Here is a 17,917-nt window from a genome sequence, read left to right as displayed (position 1 = left end):
ATGGCGACCGTAGAGCCGGTGCCCGAGCGACCGGCCGCCGTCGTCGACACCGGGGACGAGCGCGCGCTCGTCGTCGCCGATTTCCACGCCGGAATCGAGGCCGGACTCAGGGTCGAGAGCGGAGTCCACGTCGACAGCCGCGCCGAGGAGCGCCGCGAGTCGGTCCTCACGATGCTCGATTCGACCGATCCCGACCGATTCGTCGTCCTCGGCGACTTCATGCACTCCATCGGCGGGCCCGGTGGCGCGGAGCGGGGCGAGATAGAGGTCCTGCTCGAATCCGTCGACGTGCCGACGACCGTCGTCAAGGGCAACCACGACGGCGACATCGAGTCGTGGGTCGACGCGACCGTCACCGGTGGGACCGGCATCAGGCTCGGCGACGTGGGCTTCACCCACGGCCACACCTGGCCCGACGCGGAGGTGCTCGCCGCCGACATCGTCTGCATCGGCCACGAGCACCCCTGCGTGCGGCTCACCGACGAGGTCGGTGGGAGCCGCATCGAACGCGTCTGGCTCCGTGGCCCGCTCGCGAGCGGGCCGTTCGCCGACCGGGATCTGGATCTGGTGTGGAACGACCCCGAGCTGGTCGTGTTCCCGGCGTTCAACGACCTCTGCGGTGGGACGTGGGTCAACGTGAACGAGAAGTTCCTCGCGCCGTTCCTCCCCGACGGCCTCCCGAACGGGCAGGCGTACCTGCTCGACGGGACACGCCTCGGTGAGTACGGCAGCGTCTAGTCGTCGGCGTCCGGTTCCACGGCCGGCTCACCGTCGAGCTCGTCGAGTTCGGCCTCCAGCTCGGCGACGTGGTCCGCGAGCCGGCTGATCTCCTCCTGTAGCGTGTGGAGCTCGTCGTCGTCCGCGTCGCCCGCCACGTCGGCGGGGTCGACCTCGCCCCCGACGAGTTCGGCGATGGTGAACTCGTCGCCGTCGGGGCCCGGGAACTCAGTCTCGTCGAGCTCGGCCTCCAACTCGGCGGCGTCGACGGGGTCGAACTCGGCGGCGAGCTCCTCGAACGTCTCGACGACGTCGTCGATGACCGGCTCGGGCCCCTCGTCCTCGGCCGTGATGGGAGAGACGAACACGTCGACGACCTGCGGCCGGTCGACGAGCGCCTCGACGATGCGGCCCGGGGACTGGTCGGTGACGACCACCACGTCCACGATGTCCCGGCGGCCGTCGCCGGAGACCTGCCGGCCGTCGATCTCGAAGGCGTTGGCGAGCTCCTGGGCGACGACGACCGCACCCCCGCCGTGGTAGGTGTCGCGCGTCTCGACGCGGACGAAGTGGCTGCCCGGCGTGACGGGCTGGTCGACCAGTTCGTCGACCGTCTCCTCGTCCGGCGGGTCGAGTTCGGCCGCGCCGCCGCGGACGACCGGATGGGGCCAGTCGTTGTCGGGTTCGGGGAGCGCCTCGCGTCTCGGTTCGGTGACGGCCGAGCCCGGTGTCGGTCCGGTGCCTGTGGGCGAACTATCGGCGTCGTCCCAGGTGCCGCCCGGTGGTGGGGCGGCGACCGGCTGTGAGTCCCCTGCTGGACCGGCCACACCGGCGTCTGCCGGCGACGTGAGCGCGCGTTCGACCGCGGCCCGGATCCGTTCGAACGGTTCGTCCGAGGCGAAGCGGCCGTCGACACGGAGCAGGTCGGTCTCGACGCCCACGGGCCGGAGCGACGGCGCGTTCGGGTTCGACGTGACCCGGAGGTGGGGCTGTCCGAGGAAGCCGTAGATGTGGTCGGGTTCCGAGAGCCAGACCATCAGCAGGGTGACGACCGTATCGCCCGGCGGGACCGAGCCGGTGTAGACGAGTCGGCCGTCCTCGAAGGCGGTCCAGCCCTGTCCGCCGTAGTCTGCGTGGACCGCGACGTGTTCCTGCTGGACTGGCTCGGGCAGTCGCTCCGTGAGGCGGACGCCGACCGGGGCATCCCGGGTAGACTCGAACGCGAATTTCACCGCCGGTAACGGGAGGGTTTCCAGGTCCAGGCCCTTCCTCACGACGACGTCGTCCACTTCGACGTCGACTGTGTACCCCCCATACCACCTGTTGGGTACACGCATCCGGATATATCACCGTCGCAGAGGGAGATAGTCGCTTTGTCAAAAATCCTGATTTTGGGCGGCGAAACGAACCGTCGAGCGACTTATTCCGCTCGCCCCGCTAGGACGGGCGATGATGGAGGGAGTGGCCGCGTTCACCGTGCTCGGCGACGAGCTCCGGTCCGCGCTGTCCGACAGGGGATTCCAGACGCCGACCCGTACACAGCGGACGGCACTCCCGCCGATCGCGGCGGGCGAGCACACGCTCGTCGTCGCGCCGACGGGGACCGGGAAGACCGAGACGGCGATGCTGCCGGTGTTCGACGCGCTGGTCCGCCACGAGGACGAGGAGCGTGGCACGTACGGCTTCCGGGCGCTCTACATCACGCCGCTGCGGGCGCTGAACCGCGACATGCGCGAGCGGCTGGACTGGTGGGGCGAGCAGCTTGGCCTCGACGTGGACGTGCGCCACGGCGACACGACGGACTACCAGCGCTCGAAGCAGGCGAACGACCCGCCGGACGTGCTCGTGACGACGCCGGAGACGGTACAGGCGATGCTCACCGGGTCGAAGCTCCGGACCGGGCTGGAGTCGCTCGAACACGTCGTCGTCGACGAGGTCCACGAACTCGCCGCTTCGAAGCGCGGCGCGCAGTTGACGGTGGCGCTGGAGCGCCTTCGGGAACTGGCGGGGCCGTTCCAGCGCATCGGGCTCTCCGCGACGGTCGGCGACCCCGAGGAGGTCGGCGCGTTCCTCACCGGCGGCAGGGGCTGCGAGATACGTCAGGTCGACGTGGGGAGCGACCTCGACGTGTCCGTGGTCGAGCCCGCCGTCGAGGACGGCGACGAGCGTCTCGCGAGCGAACTCGTGACCGACGCCACGGTCGCCAGTCACGTCCGGACCATCCTCGACCTCGTCGAAACGCACGAGTCGACCCTGATATTCGTCAACACCAGACAGACGGCGGAGGCGCTGGGTTCGCGGTTCAAGGAGCTGGACGCGGGGGTCGGCGTCCACCACGGCTCGCTCTCGAAGGAGGCCCGCATCGAGGTCGAGGACGCGTTCAAGGCCGGCGAGCTCGACGGGCTGCTCTGTACCTCCTCGATGGAGCTCGGCATCGACGTGGGGCGCATCGACCACGTCGTCCAGTACCAGAGTCCGCGCGAGGTCGCCCGGCTCCTCCAGCGCGTCGGCCGTGCGGGCCATCGCCGCGACGCGATATCCTCGGGGACCGTCGTGACGACGCGCGCCGACGACACGTTCGAGGCGCTGGCCATCGCGCGCCGGGCCCGCGACGGCGAGGTCGAGCGGGCGAACATCCACGAGGGGAGCCTCGACGTGGTGGCGAACCAGATACCGGGCATCGCGATGGACGTCGACGAGATCTCCGTCCCTGCCCTCCACGAACTGTTCACCCGGGCGTACCCGTTCCGCGACCTCGCAGAGGCCGACCTCCGGGCGGTGGTCTCCGAGCTGAAGGGCAACCGCGTGGTCTGGTTCGACGAAGCCGCGGACACCGTCGAGACCACCGGCGGCACCTGGCAGTACGTCTACGCGAACCTCTCGATGATACCCGACGAGGAGACGTACGACGTCGAGGACGTCGCCAGCGGCCAGCAGGTCGGCACGCTCGACGAGCGCTTCGTCGTCAACTTCGCCACCGCGGGCGAGGTGTTCGTCCAGCGCGGCGAGATGTGGCGGATCGTCAACGTCGACGACGAGGAGTCCACGGTGAAGGTGTCGCCCGTCTCGGACCCGGCCGGCGAGGTCCCGTCGTGGGTGGGCCAGGAGATCCCGGTCCCGGAGGCGGTCGCACGCGAGGTCGGTGCGATGCGCGACGTGGCGACGCCGCAGTTCGACCGCGGCGCGCCCCGGACCAGCGTGGCACGGGAGTTCGCCAACCGCTACCCGGCCGACGAGACGACGCTCGCCAGCGCGCTGGAGCAGGTCGAGAACCACGTCGAGGCGGGCGCGCCGACGCCGACCGGCGAACGAATCGTCGTCGAGGGGCGCGGGAACACGTTCGTCGTGAACGCGCCCTTTGGCCACAAGACGAACGCGACGCTCGGGCGGGTGCTCTCCTCGCTGCTCGGCCAGCGCGCGGGCTCGACGGTCGGCCTCGACACCGACCCGTACCGCATCGAGCTGGAGGTGCCCTCCGGCGTCTCGCTCGGCGAGGTGCGCGAGCTGCTGGAGACGACCGACCCGGACCACGTCGAGGCAATCGTCGAACTCTCGCTGAAGCGGTCCGATGCCCTCAAGTTCCGGCTCTCGCAGGTCGCCGCGAAGTTCGGGGCGCTCAAGCGCTGGGAGGGCAGCGGCGTCTCCGGGGACCGACTGCTCGCCGCGCTCTCCGACACCCCGATCTACGACGAGGCGGTCCGCGAGGTGTTCCACGAGGACCTCGCGGTCGAGGCCGCCGCCGACGTGCTGAGTGCGATCCGGGACGGCGACTGCGAGGTGCTCGTCCACGGCGACCGGACGCCCATCGGGGCCGACGGTCGCTCCGCGGGCAAGGAGCTGCTCTCGCCGGAGAACGCCGACGCGAGCGTCATCGAGACCGTCAAGGAGCGCATCCGGAACGACCGGGTCATCCAGTTCTGCGTGCATTGCACGGACTGGAAGCAGAAGACGAAGGTCCGGCGGGTCCGCGACCAGCCGGAGTGCCCCGAGTGCGGGTCGACGATGGTCGCCGCGCTCAACCCGTGGGACGAGGAGAGTGTGACAGCGGTACGCGCGGGTGAGAAGGACGACGAGCAGGAGTACAGGACGGAGCGTGCGTACAAGGCCGCGAGCCTCGTCCAGAGCCACGGCAAGCAGGCAGTCATCGCACTCGCGGCCCGGGGCGTCGGCCCGACGAACGCGGCCCGGGTCATCAACAAACTGCGCGAGGACGAGCAGGCGTTCTACCGGGACCTGCTCGCACAGGAGCGCGAGTACGCCCGGACGCAGAGCTTCTGGTAGCAGTCGTCACGAAAAGCATGATGAGTGACCGCGCCCGGAAGGGGGGAGTGGTGGGCGGGGTCGTCCGCGGGTCGGTCAGAACGCGTAGTCGCAGGACGGACAGTAGAAGTCCGTCGTGGGCCCCGCGAGGGGGGTCGACATCGTGTTTGCACCGCCGCAGACAGGACAGTTGGGGGAGTAGTCCATACCATCCTGTCGTCGGGCGAGGAGATAGCCCCATGCGCTAATCAGTAAGCAGTGACAGGCGGAGTCACTCTTACCAATTAGTATCCTGATACTGACTCGCCCGGTCCCGAAACGCACAAAGCCGTCGCCCACGGTGGTCGAAGCATGCGATTCGTGCCCGACGGCCGTCGATACGCCGGCCTCCTGCTGGCCGCCGCCCCCATCGCGACGGTGCTCGCGACGCCCATCGCTGGCCTCGCCTTCGTCGTCGCGGGCGCGGCGACGCTGCACTTCTTCCGCGACCCGCCCCGGTCACCACCCCCGTCGGGCGTCGTCTCGCCCGCCGACGGCCGCGTCTCGGTCGTCCGCGAGGAGGGCGACCAGCTTCGGGTCGGCGTGTTCATGAACGTCACCGACGTCCACGTCAACCGCGCACCGGTGTCGGGGAGTGTCCGCGAGGTCGAGCACGTCCCCGGCGCGCACCGCCCCGCGTTCTCGAAGGACTCGGATAAGAACGAGCGCGTCCACGTCCGCATCGACGCGGCCGAGACGGCAGCAGCGGGCGAGCCGGGACCGCTCGACGGCACCGAGGTCGAGTTGACGCAGATTGCCGGCGCGTTCGCCCGGCGCATCCACCCGTGGGTCGAACCCGGAGCCGAGGTCGAACGGGGCGACCGCGTCGGCCACATCGCGTTCGGGAGCCGCGCCGACGTGCTGTTCCCGCCCGCGGTCGACCGGCCCCACCTGCGCGTCGAGACGGGCGACACCGTGCGCGCCGGCGAGTCGGTGCTGGCCGACGTGCCGACCGACGAGGACGGCCGGGGACGGAACTTTTAGGCCGACCCCTCCCGTCCGTTCGTCCGTGAACTGGAACGCCGTCCGCGAGCGACTCCCGCTGCCCGACGACGATGGGAGCGACGGAGCGAGCGAGGCCGCTGACGATGGCGGCAACGCGGGCAACGGCGGCAACGGCCGCGGCGGGACGCGCGTCACGCGCCGTCGCGCGCTCACCGCGCTCGGTACCACGGTCGGTTTCGCCGGCTCCGCCAAGGCCATCGACAACGTGTTCGTCGGCTACGGCATCGTCGAGGGGACGAACCTCGTCGACCAGGACCTCGCGACGGTCGTCGGCCAGCGGCTCCAGCCGCGCAACACGTGGACGAGGGTCCGCGACAACGACCTCGTGGTCCACGACGGCGTCGCCTTCCTCGAGGGCGACGGCGTCGACGAGTCGCTCGACCTCGCGACGGCGACGCGAGCCGACGCCCGTGAGATCGACGACGAGCTCGGCGTCGAACTGTTCGAGCCGCTGGTCGCCGACCACGAGACGCTCGCCCGGATGCGCGACACGAACGCCGCCGAGGTCGACGGCGTGCGCTTCGAGTTCTCGACGTACGAGCCGTTCTTCGAGCGCGTCCGGGAGGGGAACGCCCGCCCCGGCTCGGTCGCCCGCCTCCGCGAGAACCGCTACACCGACGTCGACCCGGCGACCGTCGAGGCGTTCGCCGAGGCGGACCCACGCGACCCGAAGGCCGTCGTCGACGGGCTCGTCCCCGCGTTCCGCGGGCACACGAGCTACGACATCCCGCGGTACGCCGCCGGCTCGGTCGAGGACAACGTGCTGCTTGGCAGCGTGGACCTGCGCCAGCACTTCGAGTCGCCCACGGACTTCGCGGCGCTCGAGGACGGCCGCAACAGCGGCATGTTCTGCTACGAGTTCGTCTACCGCTCCGTGGAGGCGCTGCACTCGGTGTCGGCGTACGACCAGACGACGCCAGTCTTCGGCGGGCGTGTCTACGACGAGCGTCACAAGCACGAGTTCACCGCCATCGGGAGCGTACTCCGCGAGAGCGACGAACTCGTGATCCCGATGACGTTCGTGGACTACACGCACTCGACGCTGTACGACGACCTCATGCTCCGCGGCGTGATGGGTCGCGGGCTGGAGGCGTACAACGACCGCCACCGCGCGACGGACATCTTCTGGAACAACTGATTCGGCACCGGGCAGCGAGCTGTCGCCACGGTCCCGTCCACTGGTAGTGCGACGTTCGCCAGGGGTAGCTCGTTCATAACTTTCGCCGATGCCCGGACAGCCTAGAGGGGAATGAGTTCTGTCACAGAGCTACACGCGATGTACGAGGACATGGTGACCGCCAGGTACTACGAGGAGCGGTTACAGGAGGAGTACCTGGAGGGCAAACAGCCGGCGTTCGACATCTCCGCCGGCCCGATTCCGGGGGAGCTGCACCTCGCGGCCGGCCACGAGGCGGCGGGCATCGGCGTCTGCCATCACCTGCGCGACGACGACACGGTGACTGCACCGCACCGACCGCATCACATCGCCATCGCGAAGGGGGTCGACCTGAAGCGGATGACCGCGGAGATATTCGGGCGCGAGACGGGGCTCGGGAAGGGGAAAGGAGGTCACATGCACCTGTTCGACCCGGACGTGAACTTCGCGTGTAGCGGCATCATCGCGCAGGGCTGCCCGCCGGCAGCGGGGGCAGCACTCGCGGCGAAGAAGCGCAACACGGACGCGGTCGCCGTCGCGTTCCTCGGCGAGGGCGCAATCGACCAGGGGGGCTTCCTCGAATCGCTCAACTTCGCGGGCGTCCAGGACCTCCCGGTCGTCTTCGTGATCGAGGACAACGACTGGGCCATCAGCATGCCGAAGGAGCGGATCACCGACGTGGAGGACGGCTCGAAGCGGGCCGACGGCTTCGCGATTCACGGCGAACGCGTCGACCACGACGACGTCGAGGCCGTCCACGAGGCCGCCCGGCGGGCCATCGGCCGGGCGCGGGACGGGAACGGCCCGACGCTGCTGGAGGTGCAGGTCCACCGACGGATGGGCCACTTCATGGGCGACCCGCAGACCTATCGGTCGGAGACCGACCAGGAAGCTGCGTCCGCGCGCGACTCCATCGAGCGCCTCGCCGAGACGCTGCGCGCCTACGGCATCGAGGAGGAGGAACTCGAGGAGAGCCGCGAGGCAGCCCACGAGCGCGTCGACGAGGCCATCGCGTGGGCGAAGGAGCAGCCCGAGCCGGACCCGTCGGCCGCCCACGAGGACGTGTGGGTGAACCCGCCGTCGGGCGTGACGGACGAGGAACCTGCGTACGACCTCGCAGGAGGTGACGACTGATGGCCACCGAAGGCGAGGAGCAGACCGAGGACGGGGAGCAGGCCGAAGCCGAGTCCCGCACCGTCACGCGGGACCTGACGATGAGCCGGGCCATGGTCGAGGCCATCGCCCACGAGATGCGCGAGGACGACGAGGTGTTCTACATGGGCGAGGACGTCGCCGACTACGGGGGAATCTTCGACAGCACGCAGGGCCTCCTCGACGAGTTCGGCCACGACCGCATCATGGACGTGCCCATCAGCGAGACGGCGTACCTGGGTGCCGCGGTCGGCGCGGCACAGGCGGGGATGCGTCCCATCGCGGAGCTGATGTTCGTCGACTTCTTCGGCGTCGCGATGGACCAGATGTACAACCAGATGGCGAAGAACACGTACATGAGCGGCGGCAACTTCTCGGTCCCGATGGTGCTGACGACCGCCGTCGGCGGCACCTACAACGACGCCGCCCAGCACTCCCAGACGCTGTACGGCACCTTCGCCCACCTCCCCGGGATGAAGGTGGTCGTGCCCTCCACCGCGTACGACGCGAAGGGGCTGATGCACAACGCCATCCGCGACGACGACCCGGTCGTCTACATGTTCCACAAGCGCCTGATGGGCATCGGCTGGATGCCCGCGCCGGAGGGACCGAAGACGCCCGTCCCCGAGGAGGACTACACCATCCCGTTCGGGAAGGCAGACGTGAAACGGGAGGGGAGCGACGTGACCGTCGTCACGCTCGGCCTGCACGTCCACCGCGCGCTGGAGGCGGCCGAGTCGCTCGCCGACGACGGCGTCGACGCCGAGGTCGTCGACCTGCGAACGCTCGTCCCGCTCGACACCGAGACCGTCGTCGAATCGGTGAGAAAGACCGGCCGGCTCGTCGTCGTCGACGAGGACTACCGCTCGTTCGGTGTCACCGGCGAGGTCGTCGCCCGCGTCGCCGACGAGGCGCTGGACGACCTGGAGGCCGTCGAGCGCGTCGCGACCGCGGACGTGCCCATCCCGTACGCCCGGCCGCTGGAGAACGAGGTCCTGCCCGGCACGGCCGACATCGAGGCCGCCGTGCGAGACGTGGCAGAGCGATGACCCGGCGCGGTTCGGATCCCGGCCGCGCCGTGACCCCGTGCGGTGGTCCGACGCCGGCAGCACCGCTGCGATGCGACGGCGGCGACCGCGTCGCCGTCACGCCCGAGTCCGTCTGGCCGGAGGACGCCGAGCCGGACGACGAGGGCGTCGTCGTCAACTGGTTCGCCCGGGAGGGCGCGAGCGTCTCGGCGGGCGAGAGCCTCTGCGAGTGCCAGATCGAGAAGGTGAGCTTCGACGTGCCCGCGCCGGTCGCTGGCGAGCTCGATGAGATCGTCAAACGGGAGGACGACACAATCACGCGAAGCGACACGGTGGCGTGGATACGGCCCACGTAGCCGCCCACCCACCGCTACCGCGCTACTGCTCTTTGAGCCGCTCCAGCGCCGTCTCGAAGTCGGCCATCTCGATGAGCAGGTCGGCCGTGCGCTCGTTGGCCTCCTCCGGCGGAACACCCTCGGCCAGCTCCCGGATCGCGCGCATCGAGGCGTTCCGCACCAGCCCGTCGATGTCCGCCCCGGTCATCCCCTCCGTTCGGGCGGCGAGGTCGTCGAGGTCCACGTCGTCGCCGAGCGGCCGGCCCGCGACGGTGACCTCGAATATCTTCCGGCGGGCCGCCTCGTCGGGTTCGGGGACGAGGATGTGCGTGTCGAGTCTGCCCGGCCGCAGGAGCGCGTCGTCGACGTGGTGCTTGCGGTTCGTCGCCGCGATCACGACGAGGTTCGGGTTCTCGGCGAGCCCATCGAGCTCGGTCAACAGCTGGGAGACGACGCGCTCGGTCACCTCGTTGGTGTCGCCCCCGCGCTGGCCCGCCACGGCGTCCACCTCGTCTAGGAAGACGATGCTCGGTGCGGACTGGCGGGCGCGCTCGAACACCTTCCGCACCGCCTTCTCGGACTCGCCGACGTAGCGGTCCAGCAGTTCGGGACCGTTCACCCGGATGAAGTTGACTCCCGATTCACCGGCCAGCGCCCGGGCGAGCAGCGTCTTTCCGGTTCCCGGCGGGCCGTGCAGGAGGACCCCGGAGGGCGGCGTCGTGTTCGCCGCCTCGAACAGCGGGCCGTACGCCAGCGGCCACTCCACGGCCTCGCGCAGGGTCTCCTTGGCGTCGTCCAGCCCGCCAACGTCGGAGAAGTCGACGTTGGGCTTCTCTGCGATGTACTCCCGCATCGCGGACGGTTCGACGGAGGCGAGTGCGGACTCGAAATCCGACCGGCCCACCGTCGGGTTCTGGTTCCACTCGCTGCGGGCCGCCTCCTCGGTGGGGCGGTTCCGGATGGCGATCATCGCCGCCTCGCTGGCGACGCTGTCGAGGTCCGCCCCGACGAAGCCGTGGGTGCGGCGCGCGATGCGGTCGAGGTCGACGTCGTCGGAAAGGGGCATCCCGCGGGTGTGCACGTCGAGGATCTCCCGACGGCCGTTCTCGTCGGGCACGCCGATCTCTATCTCCCGGTCGAACCGGCCGCCGCGGCGCAGCGCGGGGTCGATGCTGTCCACGCGGTTCGTCGCGCCGATGACGACCACGTCGCCACGCGATTCGAGGCCGTCCATCAACGAGAGCAGCTGGGCGACGACGCGGTTCTCCACGTCGCTCTCGTCGTCGCGCTTGCCCGCGATGGAGTCGATCTCGTCGAAGAAGACGATGGACGGCGACTCCTCGCGTGCGGACTGGAACGTCTCGCGGATCTTCTTCTCCGAGTCGCCCTTGTACTTCGACATGACCTCCGGGCCGGAGACGTGGTGGAACGAGGCGTTCACCTCGTTGGCGACGGCCTTCGCGATGAGCGTCTTCCCCGTGCCCGGCGGCCCGTACAGGAGCACGCCGCGCGGCGGGTCGATGCCCAGCTTCCGGAACAGGTCCGGCTCGGAGAGCGGCAGTTCGACCATCTCCCGGACGAGTTCCAGCTCGTCGTCCAGCCCGCCGATGTCCTCGTAGGTGACCCCGGACGGCGGTTTCGATGGCGACGACCCGGACTTCGGTTCGCCGTCGGTCCCGGGCGGCCGGCCACCGGCGCTGCCGGTACTCGACGTCGCCGGCTGCTCCGCAGCGTCGACCACGATCCGCGTCCCCGAGGTGATACGAACGGGCGACTCGGGCGTCGTCTCCGCGATGCGAAACGGCTCCGCCGCGATGCGCTCCAGCCTGATGCGCTCGCCGACGCTCACCGGATGCCCCTCCAGGTCCCGGGTGATGGCCCGCTCGACGATTCCGTCGGGCACGTCACGAAGCGACTGCGGCGGCGAGAGCCTGATGGTGGTCGCGTCCTCCACATCCTCGGCGTAGACACGGACCTGGTCGCCGACGTTCGCGCCGGCGTTCGCCCGCGCGTCGGCGTCGATCTGGATGACCCCATCGGGTACCTCACCGTCGGCCGGCCACACCTTCAGGACCGTGCGGCGCGCTCCCTCCACCAGGACCGTGTCGCCGCTCAGCACCCCCAGCGCGCGCCGCGCCGACTCGGGGACCCGGGCGACCCCGCGGCCCGCGTCGCGCTTCTCGGCGGCTCGGACCGTCAACAGCACCTCCTTCCCTCCCTCGGGACTCATGTCGATTCCTTTTGGTCGGACGCTCTTGAGAATTGTCCCTCCCGCGTGTGTTGGATTCCGGGACCGCGTTGTGAAGCTGCAGCCGACGGGACGAGCACTGGAACCAGTGACGACGAGAGCGCCCCGCCCTCTCGTCCTACATTGCTCGTCCTCTCGCGCACGTCGGGGTCCGGTCGGGACCCGCCGGACCCACGAACCGACACACGGGAAAACACCGATGGTCCTCGCCGTCGTTATGTCGACCATGGTCGCCACGACACACCGAGATGGCGAGACCTGGTACGAGTGCGAGGACTGCGGGCTGTTGTTCGACGACCGGGACGATGCACGAATGCACGAGACGGACTGTGACGGGGAGGACCCGTCGTACATCCAGTAGCCCGGCTCAGAGCTTCGATTCGTGCTCGGCCGCGAGTGCCGTGGCCTGCTCACGCGTCTGGACCGTGGTCCAGCGCACCTTCGCGGCGTCGCGGTACGCCAGCGCGTCCTTGAGTTCGTCGCGGAGCACACCGTGACCGACCTCGACGACGGTCCCCTCGGAATCGCCGAGTTCGTACACGCCGAGGCGGTCCGGGGCGGAGCCGACGGTCCGGCGCTCGAACGGCTCCCAGCGACGCTGCAGCGGCATCAGACGACCTCGTAGGAGTGCTCGCTCATCTCGTCCTCGGCGAAGACGAAGACGCGGCCGCGAGCCTGCTCGGGATCGGCCTCGACGACGACCGCGTAGCCGTCGGCGCGGGCGGTGACGCCCGGGAACACCTCCTCCGCCTCGCCGGGGTCGAGGATGACACGGCCGACGCCGGTGGATTCGAGGATGTCGTCGTGGGTGTTGCGGTCGTTGACGTACAGCATGACGCCCTCCGTCTCCGTGGGGTCGGTGACGAGGATCTGGACGTGCTTGCCCGGCGGGCAGCGCACCGACTCCTCTTTCTTCTGTGGGACGCCGTTGTAGAACGTCTCCCGGCCGTCGGTGTACTCGACGACGACGCCGACCTCCTGCAGTTCGACGCCGAGCGTGCTCGGCGCGATGTCGCTCCGGTTGCTCATGGCCGTTGCTTGTTCGGCGGCGGGCAAAAGCGCCGCGATGCGGGGACAGCCGTGGCACGCTGGCGTGACACCCGCCGTGCTCGCATGAACAGCCACCAGTCCGGCAGGTTTGGGGAGCACCACAACCGCCAAGTTCCCCCTCGTCATCCGGTCGCACATGGACGGCCAGGGCCGCGCCGTCGCCCCCGCCGCGGGGACGGTGCTCAACGCGCTCGCGACCGGGCGAGGCTCGGCCTTCGCCATCGACCTCGAGACGACCGCGACGGTCGACCTCGACGCGAGCGGCGAGTTCCGCGGCGAGATCGCCGATGCACCCGACGCCGACACCGGTCTCGTCGAGCGCTGCGCCGAACTCGCGGTCGCGGAGTGGGGCGACGGTGAGGGTGCGACGGTCCGCACCGAGAGCGAGGTACCGATGGCCGCCGGCCTCAAGAGTTCGAGCGCAGCCGCGAACGCGACCGTGATGGCGACCGCCGACGCACTCGATGTCGACCCCGAGCCCCTCGACGCCTGCCGGCTCGGCGTGCAGGCCGCCCGCGACGCCGGCGTCACCGTCACCGGAGCGTTCGACGACGCCAGCGCGAGCATGCTCGGCGGCGTCACCGTCACCGACAACGACCGCGACGAGCTCCTCAGCCACGAGGTCGTCGACTGGGACGTGCTCGTCTGGTGGCCCGACGCCCAGGCGTTCAGCGCCGACGCCGACGTCGACCGCTGCCGGCGGGTCGCCCCGCTCGCGGCGCTCGTCGAGGAGCTCGCGCTCGACGGCCGCTACGCCGAGGCGATGACGGTCAACGGCTTCGCCTTCTGTGGCGCGCTCGGCTTTCCGACGGAGCCGCTCCTGGAAGGGATGCCCGCCGTCGACGGCGTCTCGCTGTCTGGGACCGGCCCCAGCTACGTCGCCGTCGGCAGTCCGGACGCGCTCGAATCGCTCGCAGGACACTGGAACGAGAGAGACGGAACCACATGGCACACGACGACACGACAGACCGGCTGCCGGACGAGATGACCCTCGACGAACTCCGCGCGGAGATCGAGGAGATAGACCGCGACCTCGTCGAACTCATCGCGAGACGGACGTACGTCGCCGACACCATCGCGGACGTCAAGGCCGACCAGGGCCTGCCGACGACCGACGAACAGCAGGAGCAGGCGGTGATGGACCGTGCCGGCGAGAACGCCGAACGATTCGAGGTCGACGCAAACCTCGTCAAGGCGATCTTCCGGCTGCTCATCGAGCTGAACAAGGTAGAGCAGCGGGAGAGTCGGTAGCCAAATTCGGCTGTTTTAGGGCATCTATTGCGGTTCGGATAGCTAATTCTTCTTCCGGCAGTTGTTCTGTAGTTTCTCGGTCGGTGAACGGTAACACAGTTCCACAGCCGCCTCGGACACCGAATCTAAATGTGACCTTGCGGCGACTGTCGAGATATTCGAGGCTATTTGTTCACGACCTTTCTGTTGGTTGGGATCGCTATTCGACGGATGCGTCACGAGAATAGGCGCTTTTAATCAATCATCTGCCAAGAGTCTCATGCTGCATACAGAGGGTGGACTCTGTTTATTCCACCAGTATTTGACTGAGCCATCCGCAAGAACTAGACTGCAAACTTTCCCAAATCAAGTGAGAGTTTCGTGAGGTCACTACGGCCGCATATAGGCGTATCCTTCCGTTTCCAATCGCGTTACTTCCACAGCACCCTCTGGGACGGCCTCAACGCCCTCAACGAGGTCGGATTCGTCAAGATCCATCATCTCAAGTGTGTTGCTACAGGCCTTGAATGAGACACCGTCGTCCAAGAGGGCCCGAACTTGCTCCTCGCTCTCTTGGCCAGTTTTGATCGCCTTCATTCCATCCGCCTGAACGACAACCGCAACGTCGTCTATACTGCCAGTCTCGTCGTCCAAGAGGTTTTTCGCAATAGTCAGCGCTGTTTTCTGCTCGGTCACGTCTCCTGAAACGAGATGAATAACGGTTTGCATACACGTCCGTTACGCGGAGCACGGTCTAATGCTTATTGCTCACAAATGACAAGGTGCTGAAGAAGGATAAGAGTCAATCAGGTGGTTTTCGATAGTTGCGGTTCCGTTGACTCGCTTTTTCGTCCGGAACCCGACTGCGAGCTACAGATAGAGTGCCGTCACTCTATCCGTCGATTCCCTCTGAATCTCTGAGACGGAGACCCATCGTGGCGTCGCCTCATCAGTCGCCTCCTCAGGAACGAACCCGACATTGGTGCATACCTACGGACGCACACCCGTGACGACGTCGACATCATGGAAGTTGACACCACTGCAACTACTCCCACTGTCAATCCAATCTGAGTGCGGACTCTTTCGCAGCTGAGACCAGCCGTTAGCCTTGTTGAAATTCGCAACTGGTGAGAGGTTCAAACAGTTGTGCTGCATACAGGACGCATATCTTGCAGAGATCGTCTCAAAAGCCCGCAGACTGTCAGTGCCCAAGTGATCAGACAAGTCTCTCAGTCTGTCCTCCATACTACTGATCAAGCATGACGAGTCGAAGAATCGAGTCCCGACTACTCTTCGCCCCGTGGGGCCGACCCACTACCCGATTCGCTGACTCGCTTCTCCACATCGACGCGATACTCCGAGAGGATGTCTCGGCCGAGCAATACCGGGTACTCCATATGGCCCCGGTCTTCGATGCTCGTGGCTACAGTGTGTTGAGTCCCACCGATTCCGAGACGAACCGGCTTATTGGAAACATATCGGGCACGGCTGGCGCGATGCCCTTGCATTCATCGACTTTCAGCCGTCGCTCTCGCCGTCACCAATCTACTTCCCAAGAGCGGTATCGAAAACCCACCTGCTGAACGGCCGTTTCGGGACTACAAACTGATTCCGTGAACACCTACATGCTGAAGTAAGCTACCTACCCCAGAAGAGTGCTCTCCGTGCTGTTATCGCTGTGAGAAGTCGAAATCCGTGGCGGCTGTTAGTCGCCGGCGACGTCAAGCACCACCTTGCCGGTTAGGCCGCTTCCTTCGACCATCTCGTGGGCCTTTGCGACCTCCTCTAGGGGCAGAACCGAATCGATGACGGGGTCGAGTCGGCCCTGCTCGACGAGACGGCGCAGCCCGTCGAGGGGCCGTCGATCGCGTTCGAGGAACAGCATCTCGACAGTCAGGTTCTTCTGATAGGCGTTGCCCCACGCGCCTTCCGGTTCGAGGATCGTGACCAGTCGGCCGTGGGCTTTCGTGACGTCGGTGGATTTCACGAGCATCTCTCCGCCGACGGTATCGAAGACTAAATCCATCGATTCGTCGAACTCCGACGTGATCACGTCCTCGAACGACTCCGATTCGTAATCGATCGCTCGCGTCGCTCCGAGGTTTTCCGTCTGTTCGACCGTCTGGGGGCTCGCCGTCGCGACGACCTGTGCACCGCTGGCATCGGCGATCTGGACCGCGTGGGAACCGACGCCGCCGGCGCCGTGGATCAATACAGTCTCGCTGGCCATCACATCACCGCGGTCCACAATCGCCTCCCAGGCCGTCCCGCCTGCGAGAGGGAGCGCAGCGGCTTCCTGATGCGAGAGGCGATCCGGTTTTCGCGCGACGATCGACTCGTCGGCGACGTGATACTCGGCGTAACTTCCCTGTTTGCCGAATATCTCCGGCGTGTAGAACACCTCGTCCCCGGCTTCGAAGTCCGTAACGGCGCCACCGACCGATTCGACGACGCCCGAGACGTCGTACCCGATGACCGTAGGCGGAGAGATGCCAGCCCACGAGCCCGCCTCTCGAATCTGGCAGTCGACGGGGTTGATAGATGACGCGTGGACGCGAACCAACAGCTCTGTCGGCCCCGGAGTCGGCTTCTCGACGTCACGTCGTTCGAAGACATCAGTGCCGCCAAACTCCGTAATGACCATTGCGTCCATGCTAACTAATAGCACGGCACGCACTTAAGAACGCGTATTCACCCCCAATCCCCGAGAGCGCGTAGATGGTTCTGTCGGGCGTGTCGTCGAAGAACCGCGATGTAGCAGCATCGCGGTGTCGGGCGCGTGAGCGCCTTCGGAATTTTGGAGAATTCCAATGTCAAGTAAGAACGTTCCCAGTGGAGTAGTTTCGGTCGATGAACAGGCATTCGAAAAAGCAGACGAAGCGGCGGTCGATGAGGACGGCTTCGAGGTCGTCGATGAGACGCCGGAATTCCAGGCGACGGTGCAGATGGAGGTGCAAGCAAAGGTCGATGCAAACCACCCGGATGGGATGGTTGACACCAGTGAAGAGCGGATCTACGGTGCGACCCTCGAACAGGAAGAGCGCATTCGGGCGCGAGAAGCTGAATTGGAGCGCATCAGTGCCAAGACAGAGATGGGGACGCAAGAAGGTCGGGAGAAGCGCACGCGAGACATCGCAGCGAAGCGGAGCGCTGAGCGGCGTGCAGAGTTCCAGAAACAGGCGGCGAGCGTGGACCCGTGGGGCAGACCCAGAGCGAGACGACCCTCGTGCAGAATTGACGCAGGAGCAGTTGGCGGCGGTGAACAAGCAGTCGATGCGGCTGGCGGAGAAGCTGGATGGCTGGTCGCGAGCAGCGATTGGCCAGCGCCTGGGTGAAGCCGTAGTCAGTGGAAAAGACCTGACGAGTGCAGTCGTCGGGGTGTTCAAGGAGTTGCAGACGGCGCCGGGACAGGTGGTTCCCATCGGAAAGCTCGAGGACGTTTGTCCCGTCGAGATAGCGCAGGGTTCTCGTTTCCCCGCTGATAGAACCGATGCGAAAATGACCGCCGCGGTCCGCATCGAGTATCGCGGCGAAGATACTCGAGGAATCGACGTGCGGGACGGGGAACCAGTCGATCGACCCATCGGGGGCCACGAACGCGGCGATCTCCAAGTTCCCCACGAGACCGTAGTCCTAGATTGGCGTGTATTCACACTCGCTCATCGGCCCCACCTCACGTGGAGCATCAGGTGCGATC

The 17,917-nt window shown here is 67.3% G+C and carries 16 protein-coding genes and 3 pseudogenes; 11 read left to right on the top strand and 8 right to left on the bottom strand.

Going from position 1 to position 17,917, the window contains the following annotated elements:
• A complete protein-coding gene (locus NOW55_RS02655; RefSeq protein ID WP_256398510.1) occupies nt 1-738 on the top strand; it encodes a metallophosphoesterase in 738 nt (245 codons plus the stop codon).
• Here the strand turns inward: NOW55_RS02655 and NOW55_RS02650 are convergent.
• On the bottom strand, nt 735-2,006 hold the full coding sequence (locus NOW55_RS02650; protein WP_256398509.1) for a hypothetical protein: 1,272 nt from the start codon (nt 2,004-2,006) through the stop codon (nt 735-737). The two genes, NOW55_RS02655 and NOW55_RS02650, sit on opposite strands and share 4 nt — an antisense overlap.
• 160 nt (nt 2,007-2,166) lie before the next feature.
• Here NOW55_RS02650 and NOW55_RS02645 point away from each other — a divergent pair, with 160 nt between their 5' ends.
• The 6 genes from NOW55_RS02645 (at nt 2,167) to NOW55_RS02620 (ending at nt 9,713) form a co-directional block, all read left to right on the top strand.
• On the top strand, nt 2,167-4,998 hold the full coding sequence (locus NOW55_RS02645) for a DEAD/DEAH box helicase (protein WP_256398508.1): 2,832 nt from the start codon (nt 2,167-2,169) through the stop codon (nt 4,996-4,998).
• A 330-nt stretch (nt 4,999-5,328) separates the two neighbouring features.
• Complete coding sequence (locus NOW55_RS02640; RefSeq protein WP_256398507.1) at nt 5,329-6,000, top strand: protein sorting system archaetidylserine decarboxylase; 672 nt, start codon at nt 5,329-5,331, stop codon at nt 5,998-6,000.
• A gap of 25 nt (nt 6,001-6,025) precedes the next feature.
• Nucleotides 6,026-7,159, top strand: a complete 1,134-nt coding sequence (locus tag NOW55_RS02635) for a hypothetical protein (RefSeq protein ID WP_256398506.1) — start codon at nt 6,026-6,028, stop codon at nt 7,157-7,159.
• A gap of 138 nt (nt 7,160-7,297) precedes the next feature.
• The gene (locus NOW55_RS02630) at nt 7,298-8,311 is read left to right on the top strand and encodes a thiamine pyrophosphate-dependent dehydrogenase E1 component subunit alpha (RefSeq protein WP_368407729.1); all 1,014 of its coding nucleotides are present in this window, start codon (nt 7,298-7,300) and stop codon (nt 8,309-8,311) included.
• Entirely contained in the window at nt 8,311-9,378 is a 1,068-nt protein-coding gene (locus tag NOW55_RS02625; protein WP_256398504.1) for an alpha-ketoacid dehydrogenase subunit beta, read from the top strand. Before NOW55_RS02630 ends, NOW55_RS02625 begins: the two co-directional genes overlap by 1 nt.
• On the top strand, nt 9,375-9,713 hold the full coding sequence (locus NOW55_RS02620; RefSeq protein ID WP_256398503.1) for a lipoyl domain-containing protein: 339 nt from the start codon (nt 9,375-9,377) through the stop codon (nt 9,711-9,713). The genes NOW55_RS02625 and NOW55_RS02620 overlap by 4 nt, the downstream gene beginning before the upstream one ends.
• A 22-nt stretch (nt 9,714-9,735) precedes the next feature.
• Here NOW55_RS02620 and NOW55_RS02615 read toward each other — a convergent pair whose 3' ends face one another.
• Nucleotides 9,736-11,922, bottom strand: coding sequence for an AAA family ATPase (locus NOW55_RS02615; protein WP_256398502.1), 2,187 nt, complete (start codon nt 11,920-11,922; stop codon nt 9,736-9,738).
• Between the two features lie 244 nt (nt 11,923-12,166).
• On the opposite strand from NOW55_RS02615, the gene NOW55_RS02610 reads away from it, so the two are divergent.
• Entirely contained in the window at nt 12,167-12,301 is a 135-nt protein-coding gene (locus NOW55_RS02610) for a DUF7128 family protein (RefSeq protein ID WP_256398501.1), read from the top strand.
• A gap of 6 nt (nt 12,302-12,307) precedes the next feature.
• On the opposite strand, the gene NOW55_RS02605 is transcribed toward NOW55_RS02610, so the two are convergent.
• Together NOW55_RS02605 and NOW55_RS02600 are read right to left on the bottom strand one after the other, a co-directional pair.
• Nucleotides 12,308-12,550 carry a DUF7508 domain-containing protein gene (locus NOW55_RS02605; RefSeq protein WP_256398500.1) on the bottom strand — a complete coding sequence of 81 codons (243 nt, stop codon included), beginning with the start codon at nt 12,548-12,550 and terminating at the stop codon, nt 12,308-12,310.
• Nucleotides 12,550-12,969: a DUF5796 family protein gene (locus NOW55_RS02600; protein WP_256398499.1), complete on the bottom strand. Its 420-nt coding sequence runs from the start codon at nt 12,967-12,969 to the stop codon at nt 12,550-12,552. The genes NOW55_RS02605 and NOW55_RS02600 overlap by 1 nt, the downstream gene beginning before the upstream one ends.
• Before the next feature lie 157 nt (nt 12,970-13,126).
• Here NOW55_RS02600 and NOW55_RS02595 point away from each other — a divergent pair, with 157 nt between their 5' ends.
• On the top strand, nt 13,127-13,978 hold the full coding sequence (locus NOW55_RS02595; protein ID WP_256398498.1) for a shikimate kinase: 852 nt from the start codon (nt 13,127-13,129) through the stop codon (nt 13,976-13,978).
• A complete protein-coding gene (locus NOW55_RS02590; RefSeq protein WP_256398497.1) occupies nt 13,936-14,241 on the top strand; it encodes a chorismate mutase in 306 nt (101 codons plus the stop codon). The genes NOW55_RS02595 and NOW55_RS02590 overlap by 43 nt, the downstream gene beginning before the upstream one ends.
• Nucleotides 14,242-14,610: 369 nt before the next feature.
• Here the strand turns inward: NOW55_RS02590 and NOW55_RS02585 are convergent, their stop codons facing one another.
• The 3 genes and pseudogenes from NOW55_RS02585 to NOW55_RS02575 form a co-directional block, all read right to left on the bottom strand.
• The gene (locus NOW55_RS02585) at nt 14,611-14,949 is read right to left on the bottom strand and encodes a DsrE family protein (protein ID WP_256398495.1); all 339 of its coding nucleotides are present in this window, start codon (nt 14,947-14,949) and stop codon (nt 14,611-14,613) included.
• Between the two features lie 557 nt (nt 14,950-15,506).
• Nucleotides 15,507-15,674 (bottom strand): annotated as a pseudogene (locus NOW55_RS02580) (RimK/LysX family protein); the annotation flags it as partial.
• 251 nt (nt 15,675-15,925) lie between these two features.
• Entirely contained in the window at nt 15,926-16,873 is a 948-nt protein-coding gene (locus tag NOW55_RS02575; protein WP_256398494.1) for a zinc-binding dehydrogenase, read from the bottom strand.
• Between the two features lie 157 nt (nt 16,874-17,030).
• Here NOW55_RS02575 and NOW55_RS02570 point away from each other — a divergent pair.
• Nucleotides 17,031-17,679 (top strand): annotated as a pseudogene (locus NOW55_RS02570) (DNA-binding protein); the annotation flags it as partial.
• Nucleotides 17,680-17,709: 30 nt separating this feature from the next.
• Here NOW55_RS02570 and NOW55_RS02565 read toward each other — a convergent pair.
• Nucleotides 17,710-17,814: pseudogene (locus NOW55_RS02565) on the bottom strand (trehalase-like domain-containing protein); the annotation flags it as partial.
• Nucleotides 17,815-17,917: the final 103 nt, after the last annotated feature.

It is taken from the genome of Haloarchaeobius litoreus, from assembly GCF_024495425.1.
In the GTDB taxonomy this organism is placed as follows: domain Archaea; phylum Halobacteriota; class Halobacteria; order Halobacteriales; family Natrialbaceae; genus Haloarchaeobius; species Haloarchaeobius litoreus.
Note: the sequence above shows the minus strand (reverse complement) of the source record. Positions and strands in the feature narration are given on the sequence as shown.